The sequence below is a fragment of the Streptomyces sp. NPDC088097 genome (genome assembly GCF_044741845.1).
GTDB lineage: Bacteria > Actinomycetota > Actinomycetes > Streptomycetales > Streptomycetaceae > Streptomyces.
The window spans coordinates 339,119-356,294 of sequence record NZ_JBIUTJ010000006.1; the positions used below are offsets into that span (position 1 = coordinate 339,119).

Below are 17,176 nucleotides of genomic sequence, written 5' to 3' on the forward strand. Positions count from 1 at the left end.
CCCTCAGCCCCGCCCGGAAACATGCGGGCCCGCGACCGGGAACCTAGACTGGCGAAGCCCGAAATATCCGGGAAAGGGAGACGCACCATGGCCAAGCGAGGAAACAAGCGCCGCGCCCGCAAGAAGAAGAACGCCAACCACGGCAAGCGCCCCAACGCCTGACCCTCAACGCCACCCGGCGAAACAGCCGTTGCCCACGGCCGTCGCCGCGTCGGCCGTATGACGCGAAAGGCCCCCGACCGTGTTCGGTCGGGGGCCTTCGTGCTGGTGGGCGCGGACGGTTTCGAACCGCCGACATCTGCTTTGTAAGAGCAGCGCTCTACCCCTGAGCTACGCACCCGTGGATGAGTGGACAGCCTACATGGGCGGCGCACCCCCCACGCAAACCCGTTCCCGTGGGGGAGAATGGAGCGGGGCATGGCGGACGCGGTACGGGAGAGGGATTGTGACGACGGCATCCCGACGGTGGTTCGGCGGGCGGGACGAGGGTCGGCGGGCGGACGCGCAGGCGGCGAAGGATGCCGCCGCGGCGGCGTTCTACGAGCTGGACACGGCGCAGCGCGACCTGCGGATCTCGATGGAGACCATCGCCGCGGCGGACGGCTCGCCCGAGGCGCGGCACGCCGCCGAGGGTTTCGTGGCGCTCGGGCAGCGCATCGACGAGGCGAGCCGGGTGTACATCGAGGCGGTGGACGCGCACGACCTGGACCGGGTCGATCTGGAGGGGTCCGCCGCCGCGCAGGCACGGGAGCAGCTGACCCGGGCGCGCGAGGAACTGGTCCGGGTCCAGGGGGAGCTGGAGCGGTTCGAGCAGGGGCTGCGGCCGCTGTTGGACCGGGCGGAGACGCAGTTGGCCCGGGTCGCGCCTGCCCGGGAGCGGGCGAAGGCGGCGCTGCTGGCGGCGAGTGACGCGCTGGACGGCGCGCGGGCCAAGGGGATGCGGGCCGACGACCTGGCGGCCCGGCTGGCCGCGCTGGGGCCGGAGCTGACCAAGCTGAACCAGGGCGCGGCCGTGCACGGGGTCCAGGAGACCGTGCGGCGCTCGGACAGGATCCTGCGGGACGCGGAGGCGATACGGGCCGAGGCGGCGCGGCTTCCGGAGCGGGCGGCGGAGATCGATCGGCGGTTGGTGAGCCTGCGGACCCGGGCCCAGGCGTTGCGCAACCGGGCGGACCGGGTGGATCCGGTGCTCAGCGAGCTGAGGCGCCGCTTCAGCGCGGCCTGCTGGCAGGACCTCCAGCAGGTCCCCGACCAGGCGGTACGGGACGTCGCGCGGGCGGAGGACCGTCTCGGGGAGGCCGGTCGGGCGCGGGAGGAACAGCGCTGGGCCGACGTCGGCACGCTCCTGGAGGAGATCCGGGATTCGCTGGAGGCGACCGACGAGGCGGTGTCGGCGGCGCAGGACCGGCTCACACGGCTGGAGGCGGTGGCGCGGGATCCGCAGGCGGAGGTGCAGCGGACCCGGTTCGCGATCCGGGACGCGCAGCGGCTGGCGATGGCCGGGCGGAGCGTGCCCGATCCGCGGCACGCGGGACCGTTGGACGCGGCGGTGGCCCGGGTCGAACGGGCGCTGGCCGCGCTGGAGGGACGGCATCCGGACTACTGGGCGTTCCTGCTGGAGATGGAGGACGTACGGGGCTCCGTGCACCGCGTGGTCGACGGGATCCGCACGCAGCGCGGCCAGGGCTGAGGTCGGCCGGGCCCCGGGAGCGGCCGGGGCTGTGGCAAGGCCGAGGCCTGAGGTCGGCCGGGCCCCGGGAGCGGCCGGGGCTGTGGCAAGGCCGAGGCCTGAGGCCGGCCGGGCCCCGGGAGCGGCCGGGGGCTGTGGCAAGGCCGGGGGCTGTGGCCGGGCGGGGCCGGGTGGGCCGCCGGCCCCGCGCGGGGTCGAGTTGTCGCGGGGCTTGGGGCGGCGGATGCTGGAGGGACCGCACGGCCCGAACAGAGGAGGCCGTCATGGCTTCGCACGCCGCGCCCCGCGTCCGCCGGCCCGTCACCACCCGGATCGACGAGCACCTGCCGGTCGACCACAAGCTCAGCAAGGTCTACCGGGTGGGCGCCGGTCTGACGGGTCTCGTGCTGCTGGTGTTCGGGATCCTCGGGCTCACGCACCGGATCGGCTTCTTCAGCGTGGGCGGGGACACCGTGATGTCCATGAACACGAACGGGGCGCTGAGCGTCCTGTCGATCCTGGTGGGACTGCTGCTCCTCTACGGGATGCTGGTCGGCGGGAACCTCGCCTCGACGATGAACATCGTGCTCGGTCTGCTGTTCATCGCGAGCGGGTTCGTGAACCTGGCCCTGCTGGACACCAGTCTGAACTTCCTCGCCTTCAGGATCCCGAACGTGCTGTTCAGCTTCGTGGTGGGCGTGATGCTGATGTGGTTCGGGATGTACGGGCGGGTGGGCAGCGCGCTGCCGCACGACAACCCGTACTGGCGCGCCAGGCACCCCGAGGAGGCGGCCCGGGAGCAGCGGGCGGGACGGCCGGAGCCGACGCGGCGACCCGACCAGGCGCCCCGCTGACGGCCCATGGTGCGGCGCCGCGCTCGGACAGAGCGCGGCCCCGGTCGGCGGTCGCGCCGGCCCCCGTCGCCGGGACGGTGGCCCGACCCGCGCCGTGCCGCTTCCCGGGGGGAGCCGCGCTGCGTAGCCTGTGTTCATGCCCCGCTACGAATACCGCTGCCGCACCTGCGACGACACCTTCGAGGTCAGTCGTCCGATGGTCGAGTCCTCCGCGCCCGCCGACTGCCCCGCCGGGCACGCCGACACCGTCAAGCTGCTCTCCGCCGTCGCCGTCGGCGGCTCCGGCAGTGCCCCCGCACCCGCCCGGGCCATGAGCGGCGGGGGCGGAGGCGGGGGCTGCTGCGGCGGCGGGGGCTGCGGCTGACGCCCCGGAGCGATCGCCGGGGGCGCGGGCCGACCGGCCCGGGCCCCCACGGCTCCCCGCCCGCCTGCGACCGGCGCGAGCGGGAACACGAGCGCCTAGCGCTTGCGCGAGAGCGTGAGCCCGTCCGAGATCCCCAGCAGCACCGACTCCATGCGCGTGTCGGCCGCCGCGTGCTCGTTGAAGGCGTGGACGCTCGCGCCCCGGCTGCCCGGGGAGGTGTCCAGCACCGACCCGTGGAAGAGGGTGTTGTCCGTGACGATCAGCCCGCCCGGACGCAGCCTCGGCACCAGTTCCTCCCAGTAGAGGATCTGGCTCTCCTTGTCCGCGTCCACGTACGCCATGTCGACGTGGGGCTCGGTCGGCATCGCGCGGAGCGTCTCCAGCGCCGGGGCGATCCGCAGGTCGATGCGGTCGGCGACGCCCGCCGCCTCCCAGGCCTCGCGGCCGTAGTCCGTCCACTCACGTGACACGTCGCAGGCGATCAGACGGCCGCCTTGCGGCAGCGCCTGGGCCATGGAGAGGGCCGAGAAACCCGTGAAGGTGCCCACCTCGACGATGTGCCGGGCACCCGTCAGTCGGACGAGGAAGGCCAGCAGCGGCCCCTGTTCCTCGGCCGACTGCATGCCCGCCGACTCCGGGAACTTCTCCCGGGTGGTCACCACCAGCCCCCGCTGGACCGCGTCCAACGGGGGGTTGTGGGCGAGGACGTACGCGTAGAGATCGTCAGTGATCTTGGTGCTGTTGCCCTTGGTCATGCGGTCAGTGTCGCAACCGCCGGCCCCTACGCGGTCAGTGTCGCGACGGCCCGTCCGAATTCGCGCAGGATCTCCTCGCCCGCGAGCACCCCGCCCACCGCGAGCGAGGTCACCGAGGGCGCCGTCCACCCCGCGTCGGCCAGTTCCCCGTGCCCCGGGCGCCAGCCCAGGTCCGCCGCCAACAGCAGGTCGGCGTCCAGCAGCGAGTCCCCCGCCGCCAGGGTGGTGCCGGCTCCGGTGCGCCGGGCCACCTCCCGCATGGCCGCGCTCTTGGTCAGCGGGACCGGTACGGCGTAGATCTTGCGGCCCTGGAGCGAGACGGTCCAGCCGCGCGCCCCCGCCCACTCCGTCAGCGCCTTGAGCCACTCGTCCGGGACCAGCGCCCGCTCCACGACCAGGTACGCGAACAGGTCCTCCGCCACCCGTGCCTTGCGCAGCCACGCCGGGTCCGAGGTCGCCAGCAGGTGCGCGTGCACCTCCTCCAGCGGGGCGCACTCCTGGGCCAGCCGCGCGGCCACCGCGCGCCGCCAGTCCCGGTCCGGCACCCCGTCCACCAGCAGTTGACCGCCGTTGGCGCAGATCGCGTACCGGGCCGGGCGTCCGGGGAAGCGGATGCGCTGGTACTGCTTGCGCGTGCGGGTCGTCGTCGGGACGAAGACCACCGACGGGTCCGCGGTCAGCTCCGCCAGCAGAGCGGCGGCCGTCTCCGTCATGTACGACAGCGGCTTGCTCTCGTGCACCTCGACGCACAGCAGCCGGGGGGCCACCGGGTCGGGCATGGTCAGGGCGAGGGCGGCCGACGAGTAGATGAGCGTACGGTCGAGGTCACTGGCTACGAGGACGGTCACTTGACGGTCACGGCCTTTCCGTCGGCGCCGGTGGCGCCGCGCGTGAAGCGGGGATGGATGAGTCCGACGCACGTGTAGGGCAGCCCGTCGACTTCCTCGACCGGCACCCCCCGCTGCTCCGCGAGCAGGCGAACGTGGTCCAGGTCTGCCCCGGCCCCGCGCTGGGCCAGGATCTTCCAGGGGACACGGCGCAGCAGCACCCGGGTGGTCTCGCCGACTCCGGGCTTGACCAGGTTCACGTCGTGGATGCCGTACTCCTCGCTGATCCGCTCGACGGCCGCCCAGCCCACCCAGGTGGGCGTGCGGTCGGCCGCGAGCAGCTCCTTGACCTCGGCCTCGACGGCTTCGGCCACCTCGTCGAAGTGGGCGGCGACGGAGTCGACGAAGCCGGTGGAGACGTCGGCGCCGGCGAGTTCGCGGTAGAACTTGGCGCCGTGGAAGTCCCCGGGCCCGACCAGGTCGGACCTCAGCACCGTACGCGAGACGAGTCCGGAAACGGTGGAGTTCAGGCAGGCGGAGGGGATCAGGAAGTCCTCGCGGGTGCCGTACGTCTCCACGCAGGAGCCGGGGTCGGCCAGGACGACGATGTCTGGGTTGAAGCCGGGGCCGCCCTCCTCGCGCTGGTGGGCCGCGAGGGCCTCGCGCAGCTCCCGGGTGATGGCGCCCTTGCCGGTCCAGCCGTCGACGAAGACCACGTCGGCGGGGTCGTGGTGGGCGGCGAGCCAGCGCAGGGCGTTGGGGTCGATGCCGCGGCCTCGCACGATGGAGACGGCGTAGTGCGGCAGGTCCAGGCCGTGGCGCAGTTGGGCCCAGCGGCGCATCAGCACGCCGACGGGGGTGCCGGCGCGGGCCAGGGAGACCAGGACGGGCCTGGGGGTGCGCTCGGCGAGCACGGTCTCGGTGACGGTCCCGACCGCCCGGGCTATGCGGGCGGCGGAGGCGGTCAGGGCGCTGAGGTACAGCTCCTGATAGGCCTCGGAGGGCTGGTACTCGACGGGCAGGGACTCGGCGTAGTGGGCGCCGCCGGCCTGGATGGCCTCCTCGCGCTCCTCGGTCGGGGCCTCCAGCTCGACCTCGGAGAGGTCCTGGAGCAGCCAGCCGACGTCCTCGGGGGCGTACGAGGAGAAGGCCGGGCCGCGCAGGGGTTCCGGCAGCCGGGGCTCGGTCATGATCGGCTCCTGCCGGTCGGTTTCGCGCGCCACGACGCGCGAAGGGGCGTGCGACGGGACGTGCGTGGGGGTGTGCGAGGGGGCGTACGGCCGGGCGTACGAGGGGGTGTACGACGGTATGACGGCCAGCAGGACCCGGCCGGTGTGCGGGGCGAGGGCCGCCAGCAGGCCGGTGTGCAGTTCGGGGGTGTCCCCGGCGGAGTCGACGACGGCGACGACGGTGTCGAAGCCGGTCCCGTCCGTGGCCCGGACGTTGTAGGCGTACCGCTCGCCGGGGCCGTCGGCGGGGGCGTCGTGGGCGGGGAAGACCAGGCGGGTGCGGATGGCGTAGCCGGGGTCGTCGACGGCCAGGACGGGCGAGCGGGTGGTGGTGGAGAACCGCACCTCGGCGGCGGCCCCGGACTCCTCCAGGGCGAGGGCGAGGCGCAGCGGCGCGTACATCAGCTCCTCGTTGCCGAGTACGAGGACCCGCCCGGGCGCCCTGTCCCGCCCGGCCCCCGCGTCCCGCCCGGGCGCCCCGTCCAGGGCGTCGGCGAGCTGTCGGGCCAGGCGCGGGAGCGCCGCCTCCAGGGTGGTGCGGTGGGCGGGGGTGAAGCCGTGTCGGCCGCCGTCGGGGAGCCCGGCGGGCCAGTCGAGCGCGACCCGTACGACGGGGGCGGGGGCCGGGGTCGGCGTTGCGGGGGCCGGCTCGACGGCGCGGCTCTCGTACGCCTCGACCAGGGCCTGGCCCTTGGCCAGCACGCCTTCGGGGAGGGTGACGGTGCCCGAGGCGAGGGCGATCAGGTCGACCCGGGCGCCCAGCTCGGCGGCGAAGGCGGTGAGGCGGTCGCGGTCGGCGGCGCCGCGCATGTCCACGAGGGCGACGACGACGTAGTGGTCGCGGGGGTGGCGGGCGTGCAGGTCGCGGATGGTGTTCAGGACGGTGTTGCCGGTGGAGAACTCGTCGTCGACGAGGACCAGCGGTCCTGCGCCGGCCAGCAGTTCCGGGTCCTCGGGCAGCAGGAGGTGCGAGGTGGCGTGCGAGTGGGCCTCCTCGAAGCCTCCCGCGGGCTCCACTCCGGGCACGGGCCGGCGGGTGGAGTGCAGGTAGGGGGCGGGGCCCAGGCCGTCGGCGACGCAGTGGCCGAGGCCGGTGGCGGTCTCGGCGTATCCCAGGACCACCGCCGTGGCGGCCGTCTCCTCGCCCAGGAGAGCCCGTACCCGCTCGCCGAGGCCGCGGCCCGCGGCGTGCACGACGGCCGGGGACTGCGGGACGTGCTTGCCGAGCACCTGTGAGACCAGCAGGTGGGCCCGCTTGGGGTTGCGCCGCAGGGCGAGCCCGAGCAGGTCGGCGAGCCGGGGCGCGGCGGGGTCGTCGCCGTCCCGCAGGCCGACGCCCAGGCGCTCGGCGACCCACGTTCCCGACCACACCGTGTCGGTCAGGTCGCTCGGGTCGGCGTGCTTGTTCTTCTCCACTGGTCCCTCTGTCCTCGGGGTCGGGCTCACACCTGGAGTCCGGCCGTGAGCAGGTCGACGAAGCCGACCTCCTCCTTCGCCACACCGAAGACCTCGGCGCGCAGCATGGTGCGCTCGGCCCAGGCCCGGTGGGGCTTCACTTCGTTCATTTTGTTCGTATAAGCCGACCTCATCACACCGCCGCCGTCCCGTTCGGGTCGCAGGATGTCCTGGGCGTCGCAGAACTCCTCGTGGGAGACCACCGACAGCGCGTGGACGGGGGTGACGTGGGCGGGGTGGATGCAGGTCTTTCCGAGCAGTCCGTTGGCCCGGTCGAGTTCGATCTCGCGCAGCAGTCCGTCGAGGTCGTGCTCGATCAGCGCGGTGCGCAGTTCCTCGACGCCCTCCTCCAGGAAGGGGCTGCGGCGCAGCTGCGGTTTGAAGAGGCGCTGCTGGCTGCGGAAGTACTCCCAGACGGGGCCGGTGACGGTGAAGCCGGTGCCGTCGGCGCGGCTGAGGACGTTGACCACGTCGGCGATGACCCCGGCGACGATCTGGACGTCGTAGGCGGTCATGTCGGGGGTGCGGCGCAGTCCGTACACGGAGCAGAAGTCGGTGACGCCGAGCCGGAGGGCCAGGACGCGCTCGCGGTAGCGGTTCACGGTGCGGGAGATGCCGGCGAGTGCCTGCGCCCGGGTTTCCAGGTGGAGGAGGTCGGGGGTCTCCAGGACGGGCATGGCGTACAGCCGGTTCAGTCCGGCGGCGCTCTCGGCGTCGGCGATGGCGTCGAGGAAGGCGGTTCCGCGGCTCTCCGTGAACTTGGGGAGTACGAATCCGGCCAGATGTCGTACCGAGGGGCCGAGGCGGCGGACGAGATCGGCGATCTGCTCGGGCTCGCGGACCCGGATGAACAGGAGGGGGATCTCGGGGGCCCCGTCACCCTCGGCGTCGAGGTCGGCGAACTGCCGGACGAGGTTCTCCTCGCCGCCGACGACATCGGCGTCGCTGATGGAATCCTCCAGGCAGAGGACCATGGAGACGACTCCGAGGCCCGCCTGTTTGCGAATGTCGGCGGCCAGGGCGGGCCGGGTGGCCGGGCTGTAGAGGGTGGCTCCCAGCGCTGCGGCGAGCGTGCGGGCCGGGGAGGCGAGGGTGAACTCGACCGGCTCCTGGTGGAAGAGGTCCTTGCGGACAGTGGGCGTGATGTGCCCGAAGTGACGCATGTGCTTCCCCCGTACTGCCTCGGCGGCCCAACTGGCGTGGCCGGTAATAGTACGTACGAACGTGAGTCAAGAGTTCCTCAAGCACATGAAGTTCAGGTAACCCTCTTGCACCATGCCCAGCTCGGCCCGTCGGTACAAGCCCCGGACCCGTTCACAGGCCCCGGACCCGTTCACAACGTCCGGGTCCCTTCGGGGGGCCGCATTGTCCCGGTCCCGTCCGGGAGGGCAGGATGACCGGCATGACGCACGCGATGCAGAAGGGCTCGAACATCCCGGTGGCCCCCGTGGCGGTCCGGGCGGTGCTCCGCTGGACCGACGGGCCCGAGGTTCCGGACGTGGACGCCTCCGCGCTGCTCGTGGGCGCGGACGGGCGTGTGCGCTCGGACGAGGACTTCGTGTTCTACAACCAGCCCCGGCACCCCTCGGGGGCGGTCTGGCGGCTGGGCAAGAAGCAGCTGGGCGACGGGGTCACCGACGCCGTCCAGGCGGACCTGAGGGCCGTCACCCCCGCGGTGGACCGGATCCTGGTGGTGGCCTCCGCCGAGGACGTGCCGTTCCAGCGGGTCCACGACCTGCGGATCCTCCTCTACGACGCCACCCCGGGCGGCGGCTCCGAGCCGCTGGCCTACTTCGACGTCCGGCCGGAGACCGGCGCCGAGACGGCCCTGATCTGCGGGGAGCTGTACCGCCGCGGGGACGGGTGGAAGTTCCGCGCGCTGGGCGAGGGCTACTCGGACGGCCTTGTGGGGCTGGCCACCGACCACGGGATCTCCGTAGACGAGAACGCCGCCGCGTCGGCGGCGTCCGCCCCGGCCGGCTCCGGGGCGGAGCGGGCGGGCACGGACGAGGCCACCGCCCTGATGCGCCCGCAACCCCCGGCGCCGCCCACGCAGGCCCCGCCGGCCGTCCAGCCCGCGTACGGGTACCCGCAGCCGGTGTCCCCGGCCCCGGTGCCCGCTCCGGTGCCGGCTCCGGGCGGCGGTGACCCCGGTTTCCGGCTCCCGGCGCAGGGGCCGCAGTTCATCCGGCGCTGACCGGCACGGGGCCCCACGGGCCGTCCCGTACGACGGGCGGCCCGGCCGGGACTCCGTTCAGGACTTGGCGCTCTTGTAGCCCCGTCCCCACTGGAGCCCCCAGCCGTACAGCCGGTCCAGCTCGGCCTGGAAGCCGTAGACGAACTTCACCTCGCGGCGCACGATCAGCTCGCCCTTGACGTTCTCGAACGAGACCACCGCGCAGGAACGCGCCTGCGGATGCCGTTCGTCCAGGGGGATCTCGATCCTGGGGCCGGCGGTCGGGTAGAGCGTGACCAGGGCGTGGGTGCGGTCGAAGGCCGGGGTCTGGTCGTAGATGTAGACGAAGACGAGCAGGCGCTTGATCTCGTCGGCGTGGTCGAGGTTGACGTAGAGGGTCTCCCCGGAGCCCGAGCCGAAGCGGTCGTCGCCGCTGAGCTTTATGTACGGCGGGTCGTTGAGGTCGCCGAGCAGGTTGCCGAGGGGCTGGACGGCGCCCCGGGTGCCGTCGGTCAGCTCGTAGAGGCAGCCCATGTCGAGGTCCACGTTGACCATGCCCTGGGTGTGGGCCTGCACCATGTCGGGCTTGAACAGCTTGAACGGGTGGCGCAGGAGCTGCCCGCTCTGGCCGGGGGAGCGGCCTCCGATGTCAGAGGTGCGCATCCGCCAGGAGAGGTTCACGCGCAGATTGCCGTGGACCGCCTGCTGTTTGGTCAGCGACACCGTCGGATGTCGCCGTGTGAGCTCGATGGCGTTCGACCCGGCCTGGCCGGAGTCGAAGCCCATGGCGCGCGCGCCCCTGATCCCGTCGAAGAACCCCATCGCCAACCCCCCAGGTCGGTCTGCACCGGATGTGCGTCGGGGCGGTCGCGCGGTTCCGTGGATCCGCGCGGCCGCCCCGTCGTCATGAAGCGTTCCGCATTCGGGGCCGGGTCACACCCGGTCCCGTGCTCGGGTGGGCTCAGCCCCCCGCGGCGACCTGCGCCGGCTCGACCTCGCCACCCGCCGACTCCAGACGCTTGTTGCGGCGTACGGAGGACCAGAAGGACCAGGCGATCAGGACGACGCCGACGAGACCGGTGATGATCTCGTTGATCTCGTACTGGATGGTGACGAGCAGGATCACGGCGAGCGCGCCGATGGCGTAGTGCGCGCCGTGCTCCAGGTAGACGTAGTCGTCGAGGGTGCCCTGGCGGACCAGGTAGACCGTCAGCGAACGGACGTACATGGCACCGATGCCGAGGCCGAGGGCCATCAGCACGATGTCGTTGGTGATGGCGAAGGCGCCGATGACCCCGTCGAAGGAGAAGGAGGCGTCGAGGACTTCGAGGTAGAGGAACATGAAGAAGGCGGCCTTGCCGGCCATGGCCACGGCCGAGACCGCGTTACCGGTCCGCTTGGCCTCTTCCTCCGCCTCGTGCTCGGCTTCCTCCTCTTCCTCCAGCTTGTTCTCGAAGTAGCCGGAGAGACCGCCGACGATCATGTAGGTGATCAGGCCGAGGACGCCGGAGACCAGAACGGTCTGCGCCTTGTCCACGTGGACGCCGCCGTGCTGGTGGGCGTTGGCGGCGAAGGTCATCGAGGTGACGACCAGGACGATCAGCGCGATGCACGCCGACAGCATGTCGATCTTGCCGAGCTTCGCGAGCGGGCGCTCCAGCCACGCGAGCCACTTGATGTCACGGTCCTCGAAAATGAAGTCGAGGAAGATCATCAGAAGGAACATGCCACCGAAGGCGGCGATGGACGGGTGGGCGTCCGTCACCAGCTGCTGGTAGCGGTCCTTGTCCGTCAGCGCGAGATTGACGGCGTCGATGGGACCGATCTTGGCGCTGATCGCGACGATCACGATGGGGAAGACCAGGCGCATGCCGAATACGGCGATGAGCACGCCGACCGTGAGGAAGATCTTTTGCCAGAAGGCATTCATCTTCTTCAGGATTCCGGCGTTGACCACCGCGTTGTCGAAGGACAGCGAGATCTCGAGGACAGTCAGGATCGCCACGATCCCGAGAGCGGTCCACCCCCCGTACAACACCGCTGCGACTAGGCCGAGCGCAGTGATTGCGAACGACCAGCCGAAGGTTTTGAGAACCACTGGCACCCCATCGTCTTGTAAGCCTTTACGAAACGTTGACCCCGAAGTCTAGAGCGATGCCGCGCAGCCCCGACGCGTACCCCTGCCCTACCGCACGGAACTTCCATTCACCGCCGTACCGGTAGACCTCGCCGAAGATCATCGCGGTCTCGCTGGAGGCGTCCTCCGTGAGGTCGTAGCGGGCCAGTTCCTGGTCGTCCGCCATGTTGACCACACGAATGAAGGCGTTGCTCACCTGGCCGAAGCTCTGCCGCCGGCTGTCCGCGTCGTGGATCGACACCGGAAAGACGATCTTGTCGACCTGGGCGGGCACCTTCGTCAGGTCGATGATGATCGACTCGTCGTCGCCTTCACCCTCGCCGGTGAGGTTGTCCCCGGTATGTTCGACGGAGCCCTCGGGGCTCTTGAGGTTGTTGTAGAACACGAAGTACTCGTCCCCGAGCACGCGGCCGCTGTTGCACAGCAGTGCGCTGGCGTCGAGGTCGAAGTCCGCTCCCGTGGTCGAGCGCGCGTCCCATCCGAGACCCACCAGAACCCGGGTCAGGTTCGGTGCGGCCTTGGACAGGGAAACGTTGCCCCCCTTGGCGAGTGTCACGCCCATTTGTGGTCCTCCCCGGACGACGTGGTGATGGTGGCCGAGCCATGGAGCCATGGCGCTCGTGGTGGCGAAGCCGGTCCGGCGCCGCACACACTCGGTGCACGGCGCCGGACGGGGACTGCTCTCGGGCTCAGACGTTGACGCCGAAGTCCTGCGCGATGCCCCGCAGGCCGGAGGCGTAGCCCTGGCCGATCGCGCGGAACTTCCACTCCGCGCCGTTGCGGTACAGCTCGCCGAAGACCATGGCGGTCTCGGTCGAGGCGTCCTCGGAGAGGTCGTAGCGGGCCAGCTCGGTGTTGTCGGCCTGGTTCACCACGCGGATGTACGCGTTGCGGACCTGGCCGAAGCTCTGCTGGCGGCTCTCGGCCTCGTAGATCGAGACGGGGAAGACGATCTTGGCGACATCGGCGGGCACGCCGGCGAGGTTGACCTTGATGGCCTCGTCGTCGCCCTCGCCCTCACCGGTGGTGTTGTCACCGGTGTGCTCGACCGAGCCGTCCGGGCTCTTCAGGTTGTTGAAGAACACGAAGTTCGAGTCGCTGGCGACCTTGCCCTGGTCGTTGGTCAGGATCGCGCTGGCGTCGAGGTCGAAGTCGACACCGGTGGTGGTGCGAGCGTCCCAGCCCAGACCGACGATGACCGCCGTCAGGTTAGGCGCGGCCTTGGTCAGCGAGACGTTGCCGCCCTTGCTGAGGCTGACTCCCACAGGTCCTCCATTGGTTATGTGTGTGGGGCGGAGCCCCGTCGTACAGGGCCCTCCCAGCGGTGACTGGGGGAGCTACCTGGATCAACGTTTCGATCCTAGTGACGGGTTCCCGCCCGTAGACGGGTTTTAACGCGACGGACCGGACGGAGGCCGACGAACCGGCCCCGAGGGCGGTCGCGGGCGGTCAGAGGCTGTCGAGGGCCTTGATGTACTCGTTCAGGTCACGCGCGTCGGGCAGACCGTTGACGACGGACCAGCGCACGACGCCGTCCCGGTCGATGACGAACGTGCCGCGGACCGCGCAGCCCTTCTCCTCGTCGAACACCCGGTAGGCGCGGGAGACCTCGCCGTGCGGCCAGAAGTCCGACAGCAGCGGGTACTCCAGACCCTCCTGCTCGGCGAAGACCCGCAGGGTGGGAACCGAGTCGTTGGAGACGGCGAGGAGCTGGACGTCGTCGTTCTGGAACCGGGGCAGCCGGTCGCGCAGCTCGCACAGCTCGCCGGTGCAGACACCGGTGAACGCGAACGGGTAGAAGAGCAGCACGACGGCCTTCTCGCCCCGGAAGTCGGAGAGCCGCACGGTGGCGCCGTGGTTGTCCTTGAGCTCGAAGTCCGGGGCCTTGTCGCCGACCTCGATCGCCATCTGTCGCATCCCTTCGTTCCTGCGTTCCCTCACGGGTCCGTTCGGGTGAGGCCCAGCCTATGGCGTCCCTCCCGGATCGCGCCCGATCCGCGCCGCCGGACGGGCTCCGGAACGCCCACACCCCGCCGACCGCGGGGTGAACCGGGTCGACGGGGTGTGCGTCCGCTTGGCTGCGGGGCGCGGTTCAGCGCTTCTTGGCGGCCGTCTTGGGCGTCACCAGCTTGGTGGAGGTCCACTCCTTGCCGACGGGCAGACCCTTGGCAAGGGACAGGCCCGCCGTTTCGGCGGCCTCGCTGATGTCGCTGGCCTCGACGTAGCCGTCACGGCCCGTCTTGGGGGTCAGCAGCAGGATCAGTGCGCCGTCCTCGACCAGCTCGGTCGCGTCGACCAGGGCGTCCGTCAGGTCTCCGTCCTCGTCACGGAACCACAACAGCACCGCGTCGGCGACGTCGTCGTAGTCCTCGTCTGCGAGTACATCGACGAGCTTGTCGACGGTGTCACGGAATTCCTGATCGACGTCCTCGTCGTAGCCGATCTCCTGGACCACCTGTTCGGACTGGAAACCCAGCCGGGCGGCCAGGCTCTCCGCGTGGTCCGCGGTCGCGCTCACGGGGTGCCTCCTGCTCATGTTCGGTGAATGTCTTTCGGCGGCGCGCGTACGCGCAGCATTGGGCGTAGTCCACACGGGCGCGGCGGATCGCGCAAGTACCCGACCGCCAAGACCGTCGAAACGGTGACGATTGCGGCCGTCTCGCCGCAACTTTCAAGCTTGCCCGACGGACCACTGGTGATTCATCCCACACCATTCCAGCTCATTCGGCATCGCAAGAGGACTTTCCTACCTGTTTGAGGGACGAACGACCTTACGAAACCACTGATCGTCTTGGGCGTAAGGTTGCCATTTGACCGACCCGCGAACCGGCCCCGCGGCCGCTCCCCCGACGCTCAAGGGGTTACCCAAGGGTAGAGGTGAAGATTTCGGCCGGGCGTAAGACCATGGGAGGCGGCGACCCCAAGGCACGACTCCCCCGACAGCGAAGGAACAGCGTGGCTTCCGCATCCGATCGCAATCCGATCATCATTGGCGGCCTGCCGAGCCAGGTCCCGGACTTCGATCCGGAGGAAACCCTGGAGTGGCTCGACTCCCTGGACGCCGCGGTCGACGAGCGGGGTCGCGAAAGGGCCCGCTACCTGATGCTGCGCCTGATCGAGCGGGCCCGCGAGAAGCGCGTGGCCGTGCCCGAGATGCGCAGCTCGGACTACGTCAACACGATCGCCACCAAGGACGAGCCGTTCTTCCCCGGCAACGAGGAGATCGAGCGCAAGGTCCTCAACGCCACCCGCTGGAACGCGGCCGTGATGGTCTCGCGCGCGCAGCGCCCCGGCATCGGCGTCGGCGGCCACATCGCGACGTTCGCCTCCTCCGCCTCGCTCTACGACGTCGGCTTCAACCACTTCTTCCGGGGCAAGGACGAGGGCGACGGCGGCGACCAGATCTTCTTCCAGGGCCACGCCTCCCCCGGCATCTACGCCCGCGCCTACCTCCTGGACCGGCTCTCCGAGCAGCAGCTCGACGCGTTCCGGCAGGAGAAGTCGAAGGCTCCGTACGGTCTCTCCAGCTATCCGCACCCGCGGCTGATGCCGGACTTCTGGGAGTTCCCGACCGTCTCGATGGGCCTCGGTCCGCTCGGCGCGATCTACCAGGCGCGGATGAACCGGTACATGCAGGCGCGCGGGATCGCGGACACCTCGAAGTCACACGTCTGGGCGTATCTCGGCGACGGCGAGATGGACGAGCCGGAGTCGCTCGGCCAGCTGTCCATCGCCGCCCGTGAGGGTCTGGACAACCTGACGTTCGTCGTCAACTGCAACCTCCAGCGCCTCGACGGCCCGGTGCGCGGCAACGGAAAGATCATCCAGGAGCTGGAGTCGATCTTCCGCGGCGCCGGCTGGAACGTGATCAAGCTGATCTGGGACCGTTCGTGGGACCCGCTGCTGGCCCAGGACCGCGACGGCATCCTGGTCAACAAGATGAACTCCACGCCCGACGGGCAGTTCCAGACGTACGCCACCGAGTCCGGCGGCTACATCAGGGAGCACTTCTTCGGCGGTGACCAGCGGCTGCGGGCGATGGTCGAGAACATGACCGACCAGCAGATCCAGCACCTGGGTCGCGGCGGCCACGACCACAAGAAGGTCTACGCGGCGTACGCGGCGGCCAAGGCCCACAAGGGCCAGCCGACGGTGATCCTGGCGCAGACCGTCAAGGGCTGGACGCTCGGCCCGAACTTCGAGGGTCGCAACGCCACCCACCAGATGAAGAAGCTGACGGTCGACGACCTCAAGCGCTTCCGCGACCGTCTGCACATCCCGATCACGGACGCGCAGCTGGAGAGCGGCGCCCCGCCGTACTACCACCCGGGCCGCAACTCGCCCGAGATCCAGTACATGCACGACCAGCGCAGCGCCCACGGCGGCTACGTGCCCACCCGTGTGGTGCGCGCCAAGCCGCTGCAGCTGCCGGACGACACGACGTACGCGGCCGCCAAGAAGGGCTCGGGGCAGCAGTCGATCGCCACCACGATGGCCTTCGTCCGCATCCTGAAGGACCTGATGCGGGACAAGGAGATCGGCAAGCGGTTCGTGCTGATCGCCCCCGACGAGTACCGCACCTTCGGCATGGACGCGTTCTTCCCGAGCGCCAAGATCTACAACCCGCTGGGCCAGCAGTACGAGGCGGTCGACCGCGACCTGCTGCTCGCGTACAAGGAGTCGCCGACCGGCCAGATGCTGCACGACGGCATCTCGGAGGCGGGCTGCACGGCCTCGCTGATCGCCGCCGGTTCGGCGTACGCGACGCACGGCGAGCCGCTGATCCCGGTCTACGTCTTCTATTCGATGTTCGGTTTCCAGCGCACCGGTGACCAGTTCTGGCAGATGGCCGACCAGTTGGCGCGCGGTTTCGTCCTGGGCGCCACCGCGGGCCGGACCACCCTGACCGGTGAGGGCCTCCAGCACGCCGACGGTCATTCCCAGCTGCTGGCGTCGACCAACCCGGGCTGCGTCGCGTACGACCCGGCGTACGGGTACGAGATCGCGCACATCGTCAAGGACGGCCTGCGCCGCATGTACGGCCCCGACGCCGAGGACGTCTTCTACTACCTGACGGTCTACAACGAGCCGATCCAGCACCCGGCCGAGCCCGCCGACGTGGACGTGGACGGCATCCTCAAGGGCATCCACCGGGTCTCGCGGGGCTCCGAGGGCGCCATCGGGGCGCAGATCATGGCCTCGGGCGTGTCCGTGCCGTGGGCGCTGGAGGCCCAGCGGATCCTGGCTGCCGACTGGAACGTCCGGGCGGACGTCTGGTCGGCGACCTCCTGGAACGAGCTGCGCCGCGAGGCCGTGGCGGTGGAGGAGTTCAACCTGCTCCACCCGGAGGAGGAGCAGCGCGTCCCGTACGTGACGCGGAAGCTCTCGGGCGCCGAGGGGCCGTTCGTGGCGGTCTCGGACTGGATGCGTTCGGTGCCGGACCAGATCTCGCGCTGGATTCCGGGGACGTACACCTCGCTCGGCGCCGACGGCTTCGGCTTCGCCGACACCCGGGGCGCGGCGCGGCGCTTCTTCCACATCGACGCCCAGTCGGTGGTGCTGGCGACCCTGACGGAGCTGGCCCGCGAGGGGAAGGTCGACCGCTCGGTGCTGAAGCAGGCCGTCGACCGTTACCAGCTGCTGAACGTGGCGGCGGCGGACCCGGGCGCGGCGGGCGGCGACGCGTAGCCGTCACCCTTCCGAGGGGGCG

General features: G+C 70.8%; 16 protein-coding genes and 1 tRNA gene. 6 read left to right on the top strand and 11 right to left on the bottom strand.

From position 1 onward, the window contains the following. Positions 1–87 precede the first annotated feature (87 nt). On the top strand, positions 88–162 hold the full coding sequence (locus tag ACIOD1_RS21040) for a 50S ribosomal protein bL37 (protein WP_015034725.1): 75 nt from the start codon (positions 88–90) through the stop codon (positions 160–162). Positions 163–265: 103 nt separating this feature from the next. Here ACIOD1_RS21040 and ACIOD1_RS21045 read toward each other — a convergent pair. Next, positions 266–340 (bottom strand) — tRNA-Val (locus ACIOD1_RS21045). A gap of 105 nt (positions 341–445) precedes the next feature. Between ACIOD1_RS21045 and ACIOD1_RS21050 the strand changes: the two genes are divergently transcribed. The 3 genes from ACIOD1_RS21050 (at position 446) to ACIOD1_RS21060 (ending at position 2,887) form a co-directional block, all read left to right on the top strand. Then, on the top strand, positions 446–1,690 hold the full coding sequence (locus tag ACIOD1_RS21050; RefSeq protein WP_365614249.1) for a hypothetical protein: 1,245 nt from the start codon (positions 446–448) through the stop codon (positions 1,688–1,690). Positions 1,691–1,953: 263 nt separating this feature from the next. Beyond that, positions 1,954–2,523 (top strand): DUF4383 domain-containing protein, encoded by a 570-nt coding sequence (locus ACIOD1_RS21055; protein WP_401903864.1) that lies wholly within the window; start codon positions 1,954–1,956, stop codon positions 2,521–2,523. 136 nt (positions 2,524–2,659) lie between these two features. Continuing rightward, positions 2,660–2,887: a zinc ribbon domain-containing protein gene (locus tag ACIOD1_RS21060; RefSeq protein ID WP_365614255.1), complete on the top strand. Its 228-nt coding sequence runs from the start codon at positions 2,660–2,662 to the stop codon at positions 2,885–2,887. Positions 2,888–2,982: 95 nt separating this feature from the next. Here ACIOD1_RS21060 and ACIOD1_RS21065 read toward each other — a convergent pair whose 3' ends face one another. The 4 genes from ACIOD1_RS21065 to ACIOD1_RS21080 are packed head-to-tail and all read right to left on the bottom strand — an operon-like array spanning position 2,983 to position 8,316. Continuing rightward, positions 2,983–3,642 (bottom strand): O-methyltransferase, encoded by a 660-nt coding sequence (locus ACIOD1_RS21065; protein ID WP_401903866.1) that lies wholly within the window; start codon positions 3,640–3,642, stop codon positions 2,983–2,985. A 26-nt stretch (positions 3,643–3,668) separates the two neighbouring features. Continuing rightward, entirely contained in the window at positions 3,669–4,490 is an 822-nt protein-coding gene (locus ACIOD1_RS21070; RefSeq protein ID WP_365614261.1) for an HAD family hydrolase, read from the bottom strand. Beyond that, on the bottom strand, positions 4,487–7,114 hold the full coding sequence (locus ACIOD1_RS21075) for a phosphoribosyltransferase (RefSeq protein ID WP_401903868.1): 2,628 nt from the start codon (positions 7,112–7,114) through the stop codon (positions 4,487–4,489). Before ACIOD1_RS21075 ends, ACIOD1_RS21070 begins: the two co-directional genes overlap by 4 nt. 26 nt (positions 7,115–7,140) lie before the next feature. Beyond that, positions 7,141–8,316, bottom strand: a complete 1,176-nt coding sequence (locus tag ACIOD1_RS21080) for an HpcH/HpaI aldolase/citrate lyase family protein (protein WP_365614267.1) — start codon at positions 8,314–8,316, stop codon at positions 7,141–7,143. A gap of 239 nt (positions 8,317–8,555) precedes the next feature. Between ACIOD1_RS21080 and ACIOD1_RS21085 the strand changes: the two genes are divergently transcribed. Beyond that, positions 8,556–9,350 (top strand): TerD family protein, encoded by a 795-nt coding sequence (locus ACIOD1_RS21085; RefSeq protein ID WP_365615026.1) that lies wholly within the window; start codon positions 8,556–8,558, stop codon positions 9,348–9,350. Positions 9,351–9,407: 57 nt separating this feature from the next. On the opposite strand, the gene ACIOD1_RS21090 is transcribed toward ACIOD1_RS21085, so the two are convergent. From ACIOD1_RS21090 to ACIOD1_RS21115, 6 genes are all read right to left on the bottom strand, one after another. Then, complete coding sequence (locus tag ACIOD1_RS21090) at positions 9,408–10,151, bottom strand: Tellurium resistance (protein WP_365614270.1); 744 nt, start codon at positions 10,149–10,151, stop codon at positions 9,408–9,410. Between the two features lie 139 nt (positions 10,152–10,290). Then, entirely contained in the window at positions 10,291–11,427 is a 1,137-nt protein-coding gene (locus tag ACIOD1_RS21095; protein ID WP_365614273.1) for a DUF475 domain-containing protein, read from the bottom strand. A gap of 25 nt (positions 11,428–11,452) precedes the next feature. After that, positions 11,453–12,028 (bottom strand): TerD family protein, encoded by a 576-nt coding sequence (locus ACIOD1_RS21100; protein ID WP_365614276.1) that lies wholly within the window; start codon positions 12,026–12,028, stop codon positions 11,453–11,455. 127 nt (positions 12,029–12,155) lie between these two features. Then, positions 12,156–12,731: a TerD family protein gene (locus ACIOD1_RS21105; protein WP_365614279.1), complete on the bottom strand. Its 576-nt coding sequence runs from the start codon at positions 12,729–12,731 to the stop codon at positions 12,156–12,158. 184 nt (positions 12,732–12,915) lie between these two features. Further along, positions 12,916–13,374: a peroxiredoxin gene (locus tag ACIOD1_RS21110; protein WP_401903900.1), complete on the bottom strand. Its 459-nt coding sequence runs from the start codon at positions 13,372–13,374 to the stop codon at positions 12,916–12,918. Positions 13,375–13,558: 184 nt separating this feature from the next. After that, entirely contained in the window at positions 13,559–13,984 is a 426-nt protein-coding gene (locus ACIOD1_RS21115; RefSeq protein WP_365614282.1) for a DUF3052 domain-containing protein, read from the bottom strand. A 437-nt stretch (positions 13,985–14,421) separates the two neighbouring features. Between ACIOD1_RS21115 and aceE the strand changes: the two genes are divergently transcribed. Next, positions 14,422–17,154: a pyruvate dehydrogenase (acetyl-transferring), homodimeric type gene (gene aceE, locus ACIOD1_RS21120; RefSeq protein ID WP_365614285.1), complete on the top strand. Its 2,733-nt coding sequence runs from the start codon at positions 14,422–14,424 to the stop codon at positions 17,152–17,154. Positions 17,155–17,176: the final 22 nt, after the last annotated feature.

Coding starts and splice junctions, on each gene's coding strand:
- ACIOD1_RS21055 (WP_401903864.1), top strand. CDS start 1,954: ATGGCTTCGCACGCCGCGCCCCGCGTCCGCCGGCCCGTCACCACCCGG.
- ACIOD1_RS21060 (WP_365614255.1), top strand. CDS start 2,660: ATGCCCCGCTACGAATACCGCTGCCGCACCTGCGACGACACCTTCGAG.
- ACIOD1_RS21065 (WP_401903866.1), bottom strand. CDS start 3,642: ATGACCAAGGGCAACAGCACCAAGATCACTGACGATCTCTACGCGTAC.
- ACIOD1_RS21080 (WP_365614267.1), bottom strand. CDS start 8,316: ATGCGTCACTTCGGGCACATCACGCCCACTGTCCGCAAGGACCTCTTC.
- ACIOD1_RS21085 (WP_365615026.1), top strand. CDS start 8,556: ATGACGCACGCGATGCAGAAGGGCTCGAACATCCCGGTGGCCCCCGTG.
- ACIOD1_RS21090 (WP_365614270.1), bottom strand. CDS start 10,151: ATGGGGTTCTTCGACGGGATCAGGGGCGCGCGCGCCATGGGCTTCGAC.
- ACIOD1_RS21100 (WP_365614276.1), bottom strand. CDS start 12,028: ATGGGCGTGACACTCGCCAAGGGGGGCAACGTTTCCCTGTCCAAGGCC.
- ACIOD1_RS21110 (WP_401903900.1), bottom strand. CDS start 13,374: ATGGCGATCGAGGTCGGCGACAAGGCCCCGGACTTCGAGCTCAAGGAC.